Source organism: Nonomuraea sp. NPDC049784 (assembly GCF_040659615.1).
Taxonomy (GTDB): Bacteria; Actinomycetota; Actinomycetes; order Streptosporangiales; family Streptosporangiaceae; genus Nonomuraea.
Map to the genome: position 1 here is coordinate 1 of NZ_JBFAMX010000020.1, position 13880 is coordinate 13880.

General features: G+C 68.0%; 11 protein-coding genes and 1 tRNA gene. 3 read left to right on the forward strand and 9 right to left on the reverse strand.

The window, feature by feature from the left end; genetic code table 11:
- The first annotated feature begins 87 nt into the window (after positions 1-87).
- The gene (locus AB0J09_RS07790; RefSeq protein ID WP_360686985.1) at positions 88-399 is read left to right on the forward strand and encodes a gamma-glutamyl-gamma-aminobutyrate hydrolase family protein; all 312 of its coding nucleotides are present in this window, start codon (positions 88-90) and stop codon (positions 397-399) included.
- 132 nt (positions 400-531) lie between these two features.
- Here the strand turns inward: AB0J09_RS07790 and pknB are convergent, their stop codons facing one another.
- The 7 genes from pknB to AB0J09_RS07825 form a co-directional block, all read right to left on the reverse strand.
- Entirely contained in the window at positions 532-2385 is a 1854-nt protein-coding gene (pknB, locus tag AB0J09_RS07795) for a Stk1 family PASTA domain-containing Ser/Thr kinase (protein WP_360686851.1), read from the reverse strand.
- An 83-nt stretch (positions 2386-2468) separates the two neighbouring features.
- Positions 2469-3821, reverse strand: a complete 1353-nt coding sequence (locus tag AB0J09_RS07800; protein WP_360686854.1) for a serine/threonine-protein kinase — start codon at positions 3819-3821, stop codon at positions 2469-2471.
- A gap of 21 nt (positions 3822-3842) precedes the next feature.
- Positions 3843-5303, reverse strand: a complete 1461-nt coding sequence (locus tag AB0J09_RS07805; RefSeq protein ID WP_360686857.1) for a penicillin-binding protein 2 — start codon at positions 5301-5303, stop codon at positions 3843-3845.
- Positions 5300-6718, reverse strand: a complete 1419-nt coding sequence (locus AB0J09_RS07810; protein WP_360686860.1) for an FtsW/RodA/SpoVE family cell cycle protein — start codon at positions 6716-6718, stop codon at positions 5300-5302. The genes AB0J09_RS07805 and AB0J09_RS07810 overlap by 4 nt, the downstream gene beginning before the upstream one ends.
- A complete protein-coding gene (locus AB0J09_RS07815; RefSeq protein WP_360686863.1) occupies positions 6719-8011 on the reverse strand; it encodes a Stp1/IreP family PP2C-type Ser/Thr phosphatase in 1293 nt (430 codons plus the stop codon). It lies immediately after the preceding gene.
- Entirely contained in the window at positions 8008-8478 is a 471-nt protein-coding gene (locus AB0J09_RS07820; protein ID WP_355379658.1) for an FHA domain-containing protein, read from the reverse strand. Before AB0J09_RS07820 ends, AB0J09_RS07815 begins: the two co-directional genes overlap by 4 nt.
- A 17-nt stretch (positions 8479-8495) precedes the next feature.
- Positions 8496-9236, reverse strand: a complete 741-nt coding sequence (locus AB0J09_RS07825) for a DUF3662 and FHA domain-containing protein (RefSeq protein ID WP_026214157.1) — start codon at positions 9234-9236, stop codon at positions 8496-8498.
- Positions 9237-9435: 199 nt separating this feature from the next.
- On the opposite strand from AB0J09_RS07825, the gene AB0J09_RS07830 reads away from it, so the two are divergent.
- Positions 9436-9518 (forward strand) — tRNA-Leu (locus tag AB0J09_RS07830).
- Positions 9519-9992: 474 nt separating this feature from the next.
- Here the strand turns inward: AB0J09_RS07830 and AB0J09_RS07835 are convergent.
- Both AB0J09_RS07835 and AB0J09_RS07840 read right to left on the reverse strand, forming a co-directional pair.
- On the reverse strand, positions 9993-11012 hold the full coding sequence (locus AB0J09_RS07835; protein ID WP_360686867.1) for a hemolysin family protein: 1020 nt from the start codon (positions 11010-11012) through the stop codon (positions 9993-9995).
- Complete coding sequence (locus AB0J09_RS07840) at positions 11009-12358, reverse strand: hemolysin family protein (protein WP_360686870.1); 1350 nt, start codon at positions 12356-12358, stop codon at positions 11009-11011. The genes AB0J09_RS07835 and AB0J09_RS07840 overlap by 4 nt, the downstream gene beginning before the upstream one ends.
- A gap of 241 nt (positions 12359-12599) precedes the next feature.
- Between AB0J09_RS07840 and AB0J09_RS07845 the strand changes: the two genes are divergently transcribed.
- Positions 12600-13871 carry an LCP family protein gene (locus tag AB0J09_RS07845; RefSeq protein ID WP_360686872.1) on the forward strand — a complete coding sequence of 424 codons (1272 nt, stop codon included), beginning with the start codon at positions 12600-12602 and terminating at the stop codon, positions 13869-13871.
- Positions 13872-13880: the final 9 nt, after the last annotated feature.

A 13880-nucleotide genomic window follows, 5' to 3' on the forward strand; every position in this document is an offset into this window, starting at 1 on the left:
CCGGCGGTGAGGCGGAGGTTGTAGAAGCCGGGCTTCAAGCCGCTGGTGCTGATCGAGCCCACCCCGGCTGTAACCGCATCCATCGCCGTGGCGTACGGTGCCACCGTGTCCCGCGCGCCCGAGCTCGTCCACGGCATGACCAGCGCCGTCGCTCACGACGGCAAGGGCGTGTTCGAGACGCTGCCCTCGCCCGTGCGGATGACCCGCTACCACTCGCTCGCCGTGCTGCCCGAGACCGTCCCCGAGGTGCTCGACGTGACCGCCCGCACCGAGGACGGCGTCATCATGGGCCTGCGCCACCGCGAGGCGCCCATTGAGGGCATCCAGTTCCATCCCGAGTCCGTGCTGTCGGAGCACGGTCACCGGCTGCTCCAGAATTGGCTGCGCGGAATCGTGTAACAAACGTCTTCCGCCGAGCGACTACCAAGTGAGCGTCCCCGCCGTTGCCCCCGAGCGGCGGGGGCGTTTTTTGTGTGCGCCGGCATCGAAAAGGGCCGCCCGGGAGCCGGGCGGCCCTTTTCGATGCCTCAGTTATCCTCCGAGACCGTTGTCGCCGATCGGGTTGTCGTCGGTCGGCTCGTCGGACGGGACGTCCGTCTGCCCGTCCGAGGGCAGCTCCGTCGGCTGGTCGTTGGGGGGCGGCTGCGTGTTCATGTCGGGACCGGTGGAGACCACGATCGTGATCGTCGTGCCCGGCGGCAGCTTGGTGCCCTCACCCGGGTTCTGCTGGATGACCGTGCCCTCGGGCTGGTCGCTCGGCTGCTCCGAGACCCTGGCCTTGAAGCCGGAGGCCTTGAGCTGGGAGGTCGCATCCTCGACGGTGAGCCCGATCACGCTGGGCACCTCTCCGAGCTCCTTGGGCACGTAGAGGGTGACCGCGCCGCCCTTCTCGATCTCCTCACCGGCCTTGGGGCTGGTGTCGATGACCGTGCCCTGCTTCTTGCTGGAGGTCCTGGTCTTGACCGTGCCGCGCAGCTTGGCGTCCTCCAGCATCTTCATGGCGTCCGCCTGCGGGAGGCCGATGAGGCCGTCGGGGACCTTGACCTTCGCCGGGCCCTTCGACACGTAGAGCTTGACGTTGGACTGCTTGTCGACCTTGGTGCCCTCGGGCGGATCAGTCTTGATCACGCTGCCCTTGTCGACGTCGTCGCTGTTTTCCTGCACGACCTCGACGTTGAGCTGGAGCCCCTTGAGCTGCTGCTCCGCGTACGCCCGCTCCTGGCTGGCCAGCGTCGGGATGGCGACCTGCGTGTCGGACGGCGCGCCCTTGGAGCTGAACACCACGTAGCCGACCGTGATGAAGGCGCCGATGATCAGCAATGGGACGATGATCCACAACGCGGTCTTGACGGCGTTGTTGCCGCCTCCGCCGCTCGCTCGGCGCCGTCCGCCGCGGCCACCGCCGCCGTCGCCGTCGCCGTACTCGTACGGGGGGACCGCGGTGGTGCGCTGCGTGGCCGGGCCCTGGGCCGCCTGGGTCGCCGTCATCATGCGCGTGCCCTGGCTGTGGTTGGTGGTCAGCGCCATCGTCTGGGCGTCGGTCGGCATCCCGGACATCGCCCGCTGGATGTCGGCCCGCATCTCGCCCGCGCTCTGGTAGCGGTGGGCCGGGTCCTTGGCCATGGCCTTGAGTACGATCGCGTCGGCCCACGGGGGGATGTCACGGTCGATCTGCGACGGCGGGATCGGCTCCTCGCGCACGTGCTGGTAGGCGATCGCGACGGGGGAGTCGCCAGTGAACGGCGGCTGCCCTGTCAGCAGCTCGTAGAGCACACAGCCGGTGGAGTAGATGTCGCTGCGCGCGTCGACCCGCTCGCCCCGCGCCTGCTCCGGCGACAGGTATTGAGCCGTGCCGATCACCTGCGCCGTCTGCGTCATCGTGGCCGCGGAGTCGGCCATCGCGCGCGCGATGCCGAAGTCCATCACCTTGACGTCGCCCGCCCGCGTGATCATCACGTTGGCCGGCTTGATGTCGCGGTGCACGATGCCGCCACGGTGGCTGTAGTCGAGCGCCCGCAGGATCCCGTCGACCAGCTCGACCGCGCGCTCCGGCAGCAGCCTCCTGTCCTGACGCAGCAGGTCACGCAGCGTCCGGCCGTCGACGTACTCCATCACGATGTACGGCACGGGCGCGCCGTCGGTGACGTCCTCGCCGGTGTCGTAGACGGCGACCACGGCCGGGTGGTTCAAGGACGCCGCGGACTGGGCCTCGCGGCGGAACCGGGCCTGGAAGGTGTGGTCTCGCGCTAGGTCGGACCGGAGGGTCTTGATCGCGACTATGCGGTCCAGCCGGATGTCTCGGGCACGATACACCTCGGCCATGCCGCCGCGCCCGACGACACCGTCGAGCTCGTAGCGACCTCCGAGTAGCCGAGGCTGAGTCATTTCCTGCACTGTCCCTTACCGTTCATCTTGGGTACCGGCCTGCTCGGGGGGCCGCCGGTGTCCATCATCGACCCCATAGCGCATCACGTCTCCTCTTTGGGCGGGTTTGTAGCACCCGGGTCCGGCGAGGCGGTGGGTGTCGGAGTTTTCTGTGTAGTGGTGGGCTTCGGGGTCGGTGTGGGCGTAGGGGTTCGGGTGGTCGGGGTCGGTTTCGGTGTCGGCTTCTTGGTAGGAGTTGCTGACTTGCTTACCGTAGCTGACCGCGAGGGTATAGGCCTCGGCGACTTGACCGGAACCACAGGAGGTCGCCTGGTGCGCTTCTTCTTCGGCGTGGGCGACGGCTGATCCGGCGTCTGCGCGGCCGATCTGGTCGGCTCCGCCACCTCCGGCGGCGTCTCTACGGATGGGCTGCTGGCGAACGTGATCGCGCTGAGCCCCACCGCGACCGCACAGCCGGCCGCGGCCGCCAGCGCGAACGCCCTCTTGCGACGTCTTCCCCCGGCCGGCTCCTGCAGCGTGGTGGCCTGGTCGAGGTGGTCCGTCTCCTGCCCGTCCTCCGTCGCGGGCTCGCGTACGCGGAAGCCTCCCGGGTCGGTGAGCATGCTGAGGTCGGCGCCCGGCTCGGCGACGCTGGCCAGCGACTCGCGCACCACGTAGGCCCGGTCGGCCACTTCCAGCGCCGTGGCGGGGCGGCGCGCGGGATCCTTGGCCAGCAGCGCCGTGACCAGCTCGCGCACCGGCGCGGGAACGTCCACGCCGAGCGGCGGCGGCAGCTCGTTGAGGTGCTGCAGCGCGATCGCCACCTGGCTGTCGCCGCGGAATGGCGCACGCCCGGCCAGGCACTCGTAGGCCACCACGCCCAGCGAGTAGAGGTCGGTGGCGGGCGTGAGCGGGAACCCCTGGGCCTGCTCAGGGCTGACGTACTGGGCCGTGCCCACCACGGTGCCCGTCTGTGTGACCGGCGCGGCCTCCAGGGCCCTGGCGATGCCGAAGTCCGTGACCTTGATGGCCCCTTCGGAGGTGACCAGCAGGTTGCCCGGCTTGATGTCGCGGTGGATGATCCCGGCGGAGTGCGCGACGTGCAGCGCCTTGGCCGTCTGGTGCACCACGTCGAGCGTCACCTCGAGCCCGATGGCGCCGTTGCGGGCCAGGATGGCCGACAGCGGCTCGCCGTGCACCAGCTCCATCACGAGATAGGCCAGATCGCTCTGCTCGCCGTAGTCGAAGATCTGCGCCACTCCCGGATCGGCCAGGGCCGCGGTGAGACGCGCCTCGTTCCTGAACCGCTCGCGGAAAGTGGGGTCCGCGTAGATGTGGCTACGCAGGATCTTCACCGCAACCTCGCGCCCGAGCAGCTCGTCACGGGCACGCCAGACCTCTCCCATACCGCCTGTGGCGATGCGGGAGAGCAGGAGGTAGCGGTTACGGAGCCGCATGACCCAGCAGGTTACCGTCGCTCACTTGTTCAGCACCGCCTCCAGCACAGCCTTTGCGATCGGCGCGGCGGTGTGGCCGCCGGTCGCCTCCGCGCCGACGTTGGCCGCACCGGACTCGACGATGACCGCGAGGGCCACCTTCGGGTCCTCGGCAGGCGCGAAGGAGATGAACCAGGCGTGCGGCGGCTGGCCGTCGGCAGTCTCCGCGGTGCCCGTCTTACCCGCTACTTGGACGCCTGGGACCTGCGCCAGGTTGGCGGTGCCGTTCTGGACGACGCTGACCATCATCTCACGCAGCTTGCCCGCCGTCTCGGAGCTGACCGCATCGGACAGCTGCTCGGGCTCGGCCTGCTTGATCGTGTCGCCCTTGGCGTCAGAGATCTTGTTGACCAGGTACGGCTTCATCACCTTGCCGTCATTGGCGATGCCCGCGGCGATCATGGCCATCTGCAGCGGCGTCATCCGGTTGCTGCGCTGCCCGATGGAGGCCATCGCCAGGGCCGCCTTGTCCTCCTCGGGGCCGAAGTCGCTGTTGGCCACCGACATCGGCACGGCGACCGGCTGGCCCATGCCGAACTTCTCGGTCTGCTCGTTCATCTTGTCGTAGCCCAGCTCCATGCCGATCTTGCCGAACGGCGTGTTGCAGGACTTCTCCAGCGCGTACGTCAGCGTGACCGAGCCGGAGCCGCAGGCCGCGCCGCCGTAGTTGGGCAGGCTGATGGTCGTGTTGGGCAGCGGCAGCCGCTGCGGCGCGTCCACGTTGGTCTGCGGCCCGCGCGAGGAGTCGTCCTCGAGGTAGGCCGCCGCGGTCACGACCTTGAACGTCGAGCCGGGCGGGTACGTCTGCTCGATCGTACGGTTGAGCAGCGGCTGGCTCTTGTCCTTGGCCAGCTCGTCGTAGCGCGGGAAGACCTTGCCCTTGTCGGTGCCGGACAGCTCGGTGGGGTCGTAGGTGGGCAGCGAGACCATCGCCAGGATCCCGCCCGTCTTCGGGTTGAGCGCGACGAGCGCGCCGCGCTTGCCGCTCTGCCGCAGCGCGTCGTAGGCCGCCTTCTGCGCCTTGGGGTTGATCGTGAGATCGACGTTGGCGCCCTTGGCCGGCTCGCCGGTGAACAGATCGATGCTCCGCCGCAGCAGCAGGTCGGCGCTGGAGCCGTCGAGCAGCTGGTTCTCGGACTTCTCGATCGCGCTCTCGCTCTCGGGCGAGAAGAAGCCGGTGACGTGCGCGTAGAGCTTGGCCTCCGGGTATTCCCTGACGAACTTGAACCGGGGGTCCTTGGTCTCGACGGACTGCGCGAGCACCTTGCCGCCCGCCGTGATGCGGCCGCGCTCGATGGCGTAGCGCTCGTAGAAGTTGCGGGTGTTACGAGCGTCCTTGCTCAGGCCCTCGGCCCGCACGGCCTGCAGGTAGTTCACGTTGATCATCAGGAGCGCGAACATGGCCAGGCAGGCCACGGCCACGCGCTTCAGAGTGCTGTTCATCGCTGGAACACCTGCGTCAGTCCTTCGTTCTGGATCGCCTGGGGCGGAGGTCGCCGTGCCGCGTCTGACATGCGTACCAATAGCGCGATAAGGATCCAGTTAGCCAGCAAAGCGGAGCCACCCTGGGACATGAACGGGGTGACCAGGCCGGTCAGAGGGATGAGGTTGGTCACGCCGCCGACGATGATGAAGACCTGCCAGGCCAGGATGAACGACAGCCCGCCCGCCAGGAGCTTGGAGAACGGGTCACGCGCCGCGAGCGACGTGCGCAGGCCGCGCTCGACCAGCAGGGCGTACATCATGATCAGCGCCATCAGGCCGGTCAGGCCCAGCTCCTCGCCCGTCGCGGCGAAGATGAAGTCGGAGAACGACAGCGGGATCAACTGGGGGTTGCCCTGGCCGAGCCCCGTACCCAGGATGCCGCCGGCGCCGAAGCCGAACAGGCCCTGCATGATCTGGTAGCTCTTGCCGCACATCGGGCTGCCTGCAGGCTTCTGCTCGCAGATGGGGTCGTTGCCGTAGTAGACCGGGTTGGTGGGATCGCCCCAGACGTCGAAGCGGGCACCCACGTGGTCGAAGATCTGCCCGGCGACGAAGGCGCCGCCGACGAAGAGCAGGATGCCGATCAGCACCCACGACGTGCGCTGCGTCGCGATGTAGAGCATCGCGATGAACGTGCCGAATATCAGCAGCGAGGTGCCCAGGTCCTTCTCGAAGACCAGGACGAGCAGGCTGAACCCCCAGGTGACGAGGACCGGGCCGAGGTCCCTGGCCCTGGGTAGGTCGATGAAGAGCAGCCGCCGCCCGGCCAGCGCCAGCACGTCGCGCTTGGCCACCAGATAGCCGGCGAAGAACACGACCAGCGCCAGCTTGGCGAACTCGCCCGGCTGGATGGAGAAGCCGCCGAGGCGGATCCAGATCTTGGCGCCCTGCACCTCGCTGAGGCTGCTGGGCAGCACCGCGGGGATGGCGAGCAGGACCAGGCCGACGGCGCCCGCGGTGTAGGTGAGGCGCTGGAGCATGCGGTGGTCGCGCAGCACGATCAGGGTGATCGAGAACATGACGACGCCGAGACCCGTCCACATGATCTGGTTGGCGGCGGACGCGCCGCCCATCTTGGCGGCCTCCAACCGGTAGATCATCACCAGGCCGAGACCGTTGATCAGGGTCACCAGCGGCAGGATCAAGGGGTCGGCCCAGGGGGCGAACTTGGCCAGCACGAGGTAGGCGGCCAGCATCAGACCGCCCAGCCCCAGGCCGTACGCCAGCATGCCCGCGGGGATCTTGCCGTCGACCGCCAGGCCCACGTTGGCGTAGGCCACCATGACGATCACCACCGCCAGGGCGAGCATGACGAGCTGAGCCACCCGGCGCTTGGCCGGCATCGGGACGGGGGAGACTGCGACTTCGCTCATTTACCGTTGCTTCGTCTTGGTCGCGCTCGCGGATGGCGAGGGCGACGAGCTGGCGGTCGTAGAGGGGGTGTCGCTGCTGTCCTTCTGGTCCTGGGCGAACTGCAAGGCGTTGATCTTCGTCATACCTTCGTCGACGGTGGTGACCGGAATGCCGCTCTTGATTCGCGCCTGGTCGGCCTCGGACAGCTGAGAGAGCTGCCGGCCCGTGGGCTTGCTGACCTCGAAGAGCTGGAACGGGCCCAGCTCTGTCTTGATCCCCTGGAACACGACCACTTCGTCGCCCCTAGCACCGACGAAGAACTGGTCCTGAGTCCACTGGTATCCGAAGTAGCCGCCGACGCCGACGGCGACCACGCCTACGCCAAGCACGGTGACCAGTACGGGCCACAGACGACGCCTGCGCCGGGGCGCCTCGGCGACCGGCTCATCGTAGTCGTCGTCGGTGAGCACCGGCTGGGGTGCGGTCACCGCGCCGGCTCGCCCCGGATGGGTGTCCTGCGGGTTACCGTGCAGCTGGTTCATGCCCGCGGCGCCGACGATGGCGGCCTCGGCGGGCACCTGTTGCCCATCGGTGATTTCCAGGACGTCGGCCAGCACACACGTGATGTTGTCGGGCCCGCCGCCTCTGTTGGCCAGGTCGATGAGCTGGCGCACGACCTCTTCCGGGTCGTCGATGTTGGTGAGCGTGGCGTGCAGCGTCTCCGCGCTCACCACGCCCGACAGGCCGTCGGAACACAGCAGGTAGCGGTCGCCCACCTGCGCCTCGCGGAGCGTGAGGTCGGGATCGACCTCCCCGCTGCCGTCCAGCGCCCGCAGCAGGATCGAGCGCTGCGGATGTGTGGCTGCCTCTTCCGGCGTGATGCGCCCGTCGTCGACGAGCTGCTGCACCAGCGTGTGGTCATGGGTGATCTGGTAGAGCTCCCCACGTCTGAGCAGGTAGGCGCGCGAGTCGCCGACGTGCACCAGAGCGACCTGGGTGCCGTGCCAGAGCATGGCCGTGAGAGTCGTGCCCATGCCTTTGAGGCTGGGATCCCGCCCCACCATTTCGTGCAGCCTGCGATTGGCGTCGCGTACCGCTGCCTCGATGGTGTTGAGCAGGTCACCCCCCTGTTGGGCCTCTTCCAGAGAGGCCATGGCGGCGATGGCGACTGAGCTCGCCACCTCGCCGTGTGCGTGCCCGCCCATGCCGTCTGCGACGGCGAGCAGGCGGCCGCTAGCGTACGCCGAGTCCTCGTTTCCTTCGCGGAGGAGGCCGACGTCCGAGCGGGCGGCGTAGCGGAGTGCGATGGTCATTTGCGCAATTCAATGACTGTCTTGCCGACGCGGATCGGAACACCGAGCGGCACCGGGGTCGGGCGGGTGACTTTCGAGCGGTCGAGATACGTGCCGTTGGTCGAACCGAGATCTTCCACGATCCACTGACCGTCCTGGGGGAAGAGCCGGGCATGCCGGCTGGAAGCGTAGTCGTCTGTGACTACCAGCGTGGCGTCATTGGCCCGGCCAATGGTGATGGGCGTCTCCGTGAGGTTAATGGTGGTGCCTTGCAGCGGGCCACCCGTAACTATGAGCTGGCGTGGCTCGCCCTTCTTACTCTTGGGCTTCGCCACGGGTTTGGCGGGTTTCACGCCTTTGCGTGGGCCCGCGGGAGCCGTACGTGACCCGAACAAGTCAGTCCGGATCACGCCGACTGCGGCAATGACGAAGAACCACAGCACCGCCAGGAAGGCGAGCCGGATCAGCAGCAGCGTGAGCTCGGACATGGACCGTTTGTCTACCCCTAATCGCGCCGGAACACCAGAGTCGTGCGTCCCAGCGTCACTCGCGTGCCGTTCTGGAGCTCGATCCTGCGTACCGGCTGGCCATTGACGAAAGTGCCGTTGGTGGACCCCAGGTCGACGAGAGCCACCGTCTGGCCCTCGACCCGCAGCTCCGCATGGTGCCGCGAGACGCCCGGATCGACCAGACGAAGATCGCAGTCGGTGCCCCTGCCGAGCAAGGTCACCGGTGTGGTGAGCTCGTAGGAACGGTCGCCCTGCGGGTCGTCCTGGGTGGAGACGAGCAGCCTCGGCCGCCCGTTGAACGCGTGCGGCCTCGACGGAGGCAGGTCGCTCGCCGGCTGGCGAATCTCGTCCTGCTCGACCGTCGCACCGCGGATGACGCCAGACCTGATGCGGAACAGTCCCACAGCCAGGTCGCCGGCGGTCTCGAAGCGGACCCGGACCGGTCCCACAAAGGAGTAGCCCTGCTCCTTGGCGTACTCCCTGGCGAGGTTGGCCAGTTCGTGGCTGATGCTGTCGGCGTAGACCTCAAGCCGTTCGCTGTCGGTCGTGGACAGTTCAACCACGAAGTCGTTGGGCACGAGCGTGCGACCTTGAGCGACGATCGCCGCACGCTCATCCATCTCCCGCTGAACCGCGCTGGCGACCTCGACCGGCTGAAGGTCAGATTTGAACGCCCGCGCAAAGGCTCCCTCCACCAAGCCTTCGAGCCTTCGCTCGAAGCGCTGAAGGACTCCCACCGGGTACCTCCCTTCCTCCGTGCATATGATCGCGGCCCCCAGACGCGTCCGGCGCCCGGTTCCCGCTCGTTCCACGTCACGGCGTCCCTGGCGCTCGTCGGCTGTCGCGCCCAGCTCCTCCGCTCCCGTGTCTTATGCGATCGTATCCGGGTTCAGTACCACTGGCTGTTCCGTGCTAGTGTTCTTTCCGCACCCACAAGGGCGGGTGGCGGAACGGCAGACGCGCACGGTTCAGGTCCGTGTGTCCGAAAGGACGTGAGGGTTCAAATCCCTCCTCGCCCACTCGGTGACTGGGGACTCTTGGTCGCAGGCCTTTCAGGCCCGCTCCCTCGGGTCCCCTCGTCATGTCTCCCGGGGGATGACCCCCGGACCCCCAGCGTTTCCCGGGGGAGTTCCCCCGGGACCCCCCTGTCCGGGAGGTTTCCTCCCGGGCCCTCTATCCATTTGTTGCTCGCCGTAGGCTTGTTGCTCGCCGTAGGCTTGCGCAGACCCACACTGGCGAAGTGTTTGCTGGATCGCAAGGGTTGGGGTCTCTCTTTTCAAGAACCTGTTGGTAACGGGCGTGCCTTCTTTGGAAGGTACGCCCGATTGGTTGCAGGGTGCTTTCTGGCTGCTTGATGGTGTGATTTAGACCATATTGTGATGCTGGCTCACCGAAGGACTGCTGACTGGTCGTCGCCTGCTGGGTGAGCGCCGGGCGTGCCGTTTTGGGTGGTACGCCCGGGGCTGCTTGGTTGCTTGTGAACTAGATCACAATTACGCTGCCAGGGTTCTGGTGTCCAGGAGTTCGCCCAGCAGGTCTGTCAGGGTCACCATTCCGATCACCTCTCCTGGCAGGTTCGTCACCAGGGCCAGGTGGGCTCTTGCCTCCTGCAACGCCGTCACCGCCTCTGGGACCTGGGTTGTGCAGGGCAGTGTCGGTACGGGTCTGCAGAGTTCTTCTGCGCTGCGCGTCGGCTGTAGGAGGGCGTCTCGGGCGTGTAGGGCGCCCTTCACGTTTTCCGGGGTGCCCACCAGGAGCCGGAGGTGGCCGCTCTTGGCGGCGGCCTCTCTGATTTCCGCGGCGTCCGCCGACGGCGGGACCATTACCGCCTTGCCGATGGGGACCATCAGGCGTTCTATGCCCTCGTCGTCCAGTCTCAGGGCTCTGGTGAGGAGGTCGTGCTCCTCTCGGTCCAGGAGGCCCATCCTGCCTGACTCGCCCACCAGCATGGCCAACTGGCGGGGGGTTCTGGTGGTCGCCAGCTCGTTCCTCGGCTCGACTCCGAACAGGCGGAGGATGAGGTTCGTGACGCCGTTCAGGGCCGACAGCAGCGGGCGCATCAGCCAGGTGAAGGCGCGGAACGGCAGGGTCAGCAGCATGACCGAGCGCTCCGGGTGGGTCAGGGCCCAGGACTTGGGGGCCATTTCGCCCACCACCATGTGGAGGAAGGTCACCAGGGCCAGGGCGATTGTCAGCGCGATGGGCAGGCGGAAGCCCTCCGGGACGCCCAGGGCGGCGAAGAGGGGTTCCAGAGTGTGTTCTATCGCCGGCTCCGTCACCTGGCCCAGGCCCAGCGTGCACAGGGTGATGCCCAGCTGGGCGCCGGCGAGCATCAGCGAGAGTTGTTTGCCGCCGCCTATGGCGGAACTCGCCGTCAGCCTTATCAGGCGGTTGTTGTTGCGGGAGGCGATCTCCTCCAGACGGTGGCGCCTCGAGGAGACGAAGGCGAACTCCGCCGCCACGAACAACGCGTTGAAGGCCAGCAGCGCCAGGCTGAGGATGAGCAGGGTCATCGTGCCGCCTCCGCGTGCTTGACCGGCGACAGGCGGACCCACTCGGGCACCCTGCGATTGAGGGACATGACCGTCAGCTCCGCCAGGGGTGTCTCTTCGTTCTCCGCGAACGGGTCGGTGTCCGGCTCGATCGGGACCGTCACGGTGTCGCCCTCGTTGGGCATCCTGCCCAGCTTCGCGAGGACCAGGCCCGCGAGCGTGTCGTAGTCGTCGCTCTCCGGGAGAGCCACGCCGGTGGCGCGCTCCACCTCGTCCAGCCTCAGCGTGCCCGGCACCTCCCAGACGCCGCCCGGCTGCTCGACCGCGCCGGCGGGCTCCGGGTCGTTCTCATCGACCAGCTCGCCGACCAGTTCCTCCGCCAGGTCCTCCACCGTGATCACGCCGGCCAGGCCGCCGTACTCGTCGATGACGCAGGTGATGTCGTCCTTGGCCGCGCGCATCCTGTCCAGTACGGCCGGTATCGGCACCGAGTCAGGGATGAGCAGCGCCGGGCGGGTGATGGCGGCGATCTCGCCCTCCTCCAGGCCCGATGAGAGGAGCTCGCGTACGCCTGTCACGCCCACCACGTCGCCGTCCTCGTTGATGACGGGGTAGCGGGAGTGGCCGCACTTGCGCATGATCTCGATGAGGTCCTCGATCGGCTGGTCCGCGCGGAGCACCACGACGCGGGGGCGCGGGACCATGATTTCTTCCGCGGTCCTGTCACCGAACTCCAGGGCCCGCTCCAGGAGGTCCGAGAGCCTCGGCGGCAGCTCGCCGGCCCTTGTGGACTCCTCGATGATGCGGGAGAGCTCCTCCGGCGTGGCGCCGTGCTCAACCTCCTCGACCGGCTCGATGCCCACGCGTCTGAGCAGACCGGTCGCCGCCGAGTCGAAGAACTTGACCACCGGGCCCACCACCGCCAGGTAGACCAGCGTCGAGCTCGCCAGGAACTTGGCCACCGGCTCCGGCCTGGCTATGCCCAGGTTCTTGGGCGCGAGCTCGCCCAGGACCATCTGGACAACGGTCGCCACGAAGACGCCGATGGCGACCGAGAGGCCGGTGACCACGGTGTCGGGCATCCCGCTGTCTCCCAGCCACGGCCGTACGATCGTGGCGATGGCGGGCTCGGCCAGGAAACCGACCAGCAGCGCTGTGACGGTGATGCCGAGCTGGGCGCCGGAGAGCATGAAGGAGAGGCGCGACGTGACCTGGAGCGCCTTGTCGGCGGCTTGGTCGCCCGCCGCTGCCTGCTCGCGTAGGAGGGCGCGGTCGGCGGCTACGAAGGCGAACTCCTGGGCGACGAAGTAGCCGGTCGCCGCCGTGAGGAGGAAGAGGGCCAGCAGGCCCAGATAAGCACTCACCATGGTGAGCTCTCAGAGGAACCCGTGCCACAGCACGGGCGAAGACTCCACGGGTCCGGAGCGGACACGATCATCCCTTCGATAGAGGTCGTCCATAACCGTAACGATGCTGTTGGCATCTATGTTTCCGGAGTGACTCTTCGCTCGTTCCGCGTACTTTTACGTGGGAAAACCTTGGCGGAAAGTCTTCACTGGTGCGGGGTTCGACGTAGCGTCTATGACAAACCGAAGGGAAGAAGGCAAAGTGTCTGAGGACGACCGGACGCGGGCCATGCGCTCACCAGGCGACGGCCGCCCGCTGCCACCGAGGCCCGATGACGGCCTGCGCTCCGGGGGCGCGCCGGCCCATGAGGTCCCGTTCGGGGGGCCGGGCGCGCCAACGCACAAGCTCCCCGCGGCCTCGCAGACTCCCGAGCCGGGGCCACGTACCGTTTCCCCGGAAGAGCCGCCCAGGGGCGGCTCGCGCGTGTACGGCAGGGCGCGCTCCGGGAACAGTCCGGTCCGGCCGCTGCGTCACTCGAAGGGCGGCGAGCCTTCCGATCCCACGAGGCCGCGCAGGCGGCTGTCCGGCAGGACCATCCTGAAGATAGTCGCCGGGCTGCTGGTGGTCCTGCTCGTGGCGGCCGTGGGCCTGTTCTTCTGGATCAACTCCCGGATCACGGGCATCGACGGCGTGCTCGCCGATTACCCGGGCCGTATCGCCGACACTCCCGGCACCAACTGGCTGCTCGTCGGCTCCGACAGCCGCAAGGGCCTGTCGGCCGCCGAGCGGAAGAAGTTGGCCACAGGTAAGGCCGTCGGGCAGCGTACGGACTCGATGATGCTGCTGCACATTCCCGACACCGGTGACAAGCCGACGCTGGTGAGCCTGCCGCGCGACTCGGCGGTCACCATCCCCGGCAAGGGCCGCGACAAGCTCAACGCCGCCTACAACGGCGGGCCGCAGTTGCTGGTCCGCACCGTGGAGTCGGTCACCGGAGTGCGGATCGACCACTACATGGAGATCGGGTTCGCCGGGTTCGTGGACATCGTGGACGCCATCGGCGGGGTCGAGATCAACGTACGGGCCGCCGTGGACGACCCGAAGGCCGGGCTCAAGCTGAAGAAGGGCACACAGGTGCTCAACGGCGCCCAGGCCCTGGGTTACGTGCGGACCCGCAAGGGTGGCGCGCTGCCCGACTTCGAGCGGACCAAGCGGCAGCGGCAGTTCCTGGGCGCGGTCGTGAAGAAGGCGGCCAGTCCCGGGGTGCTGATCAACCCGTTCACGTCGATCCCGCTGGCGATGAGCGCCACCGACGCGGTCGCGGTCGACTCCGGGACCGGGGCGTTCGACATGTTGTCGCTGGGGCTGGCGATGGGCGACAGCCCGGTGACGACGGTGGTGCCGTTCGGCGGGAACGAGACCGTTCCGAGCGGCGGCACGGCGGTCAAGTGGGACCGCACCAAGGCCCTGGCCCTCTTCGACGCACTGAAGAACGACAAGCCGGTCCCCCGGAACGTCGTCGACGCCAACTGACCGGTTCTC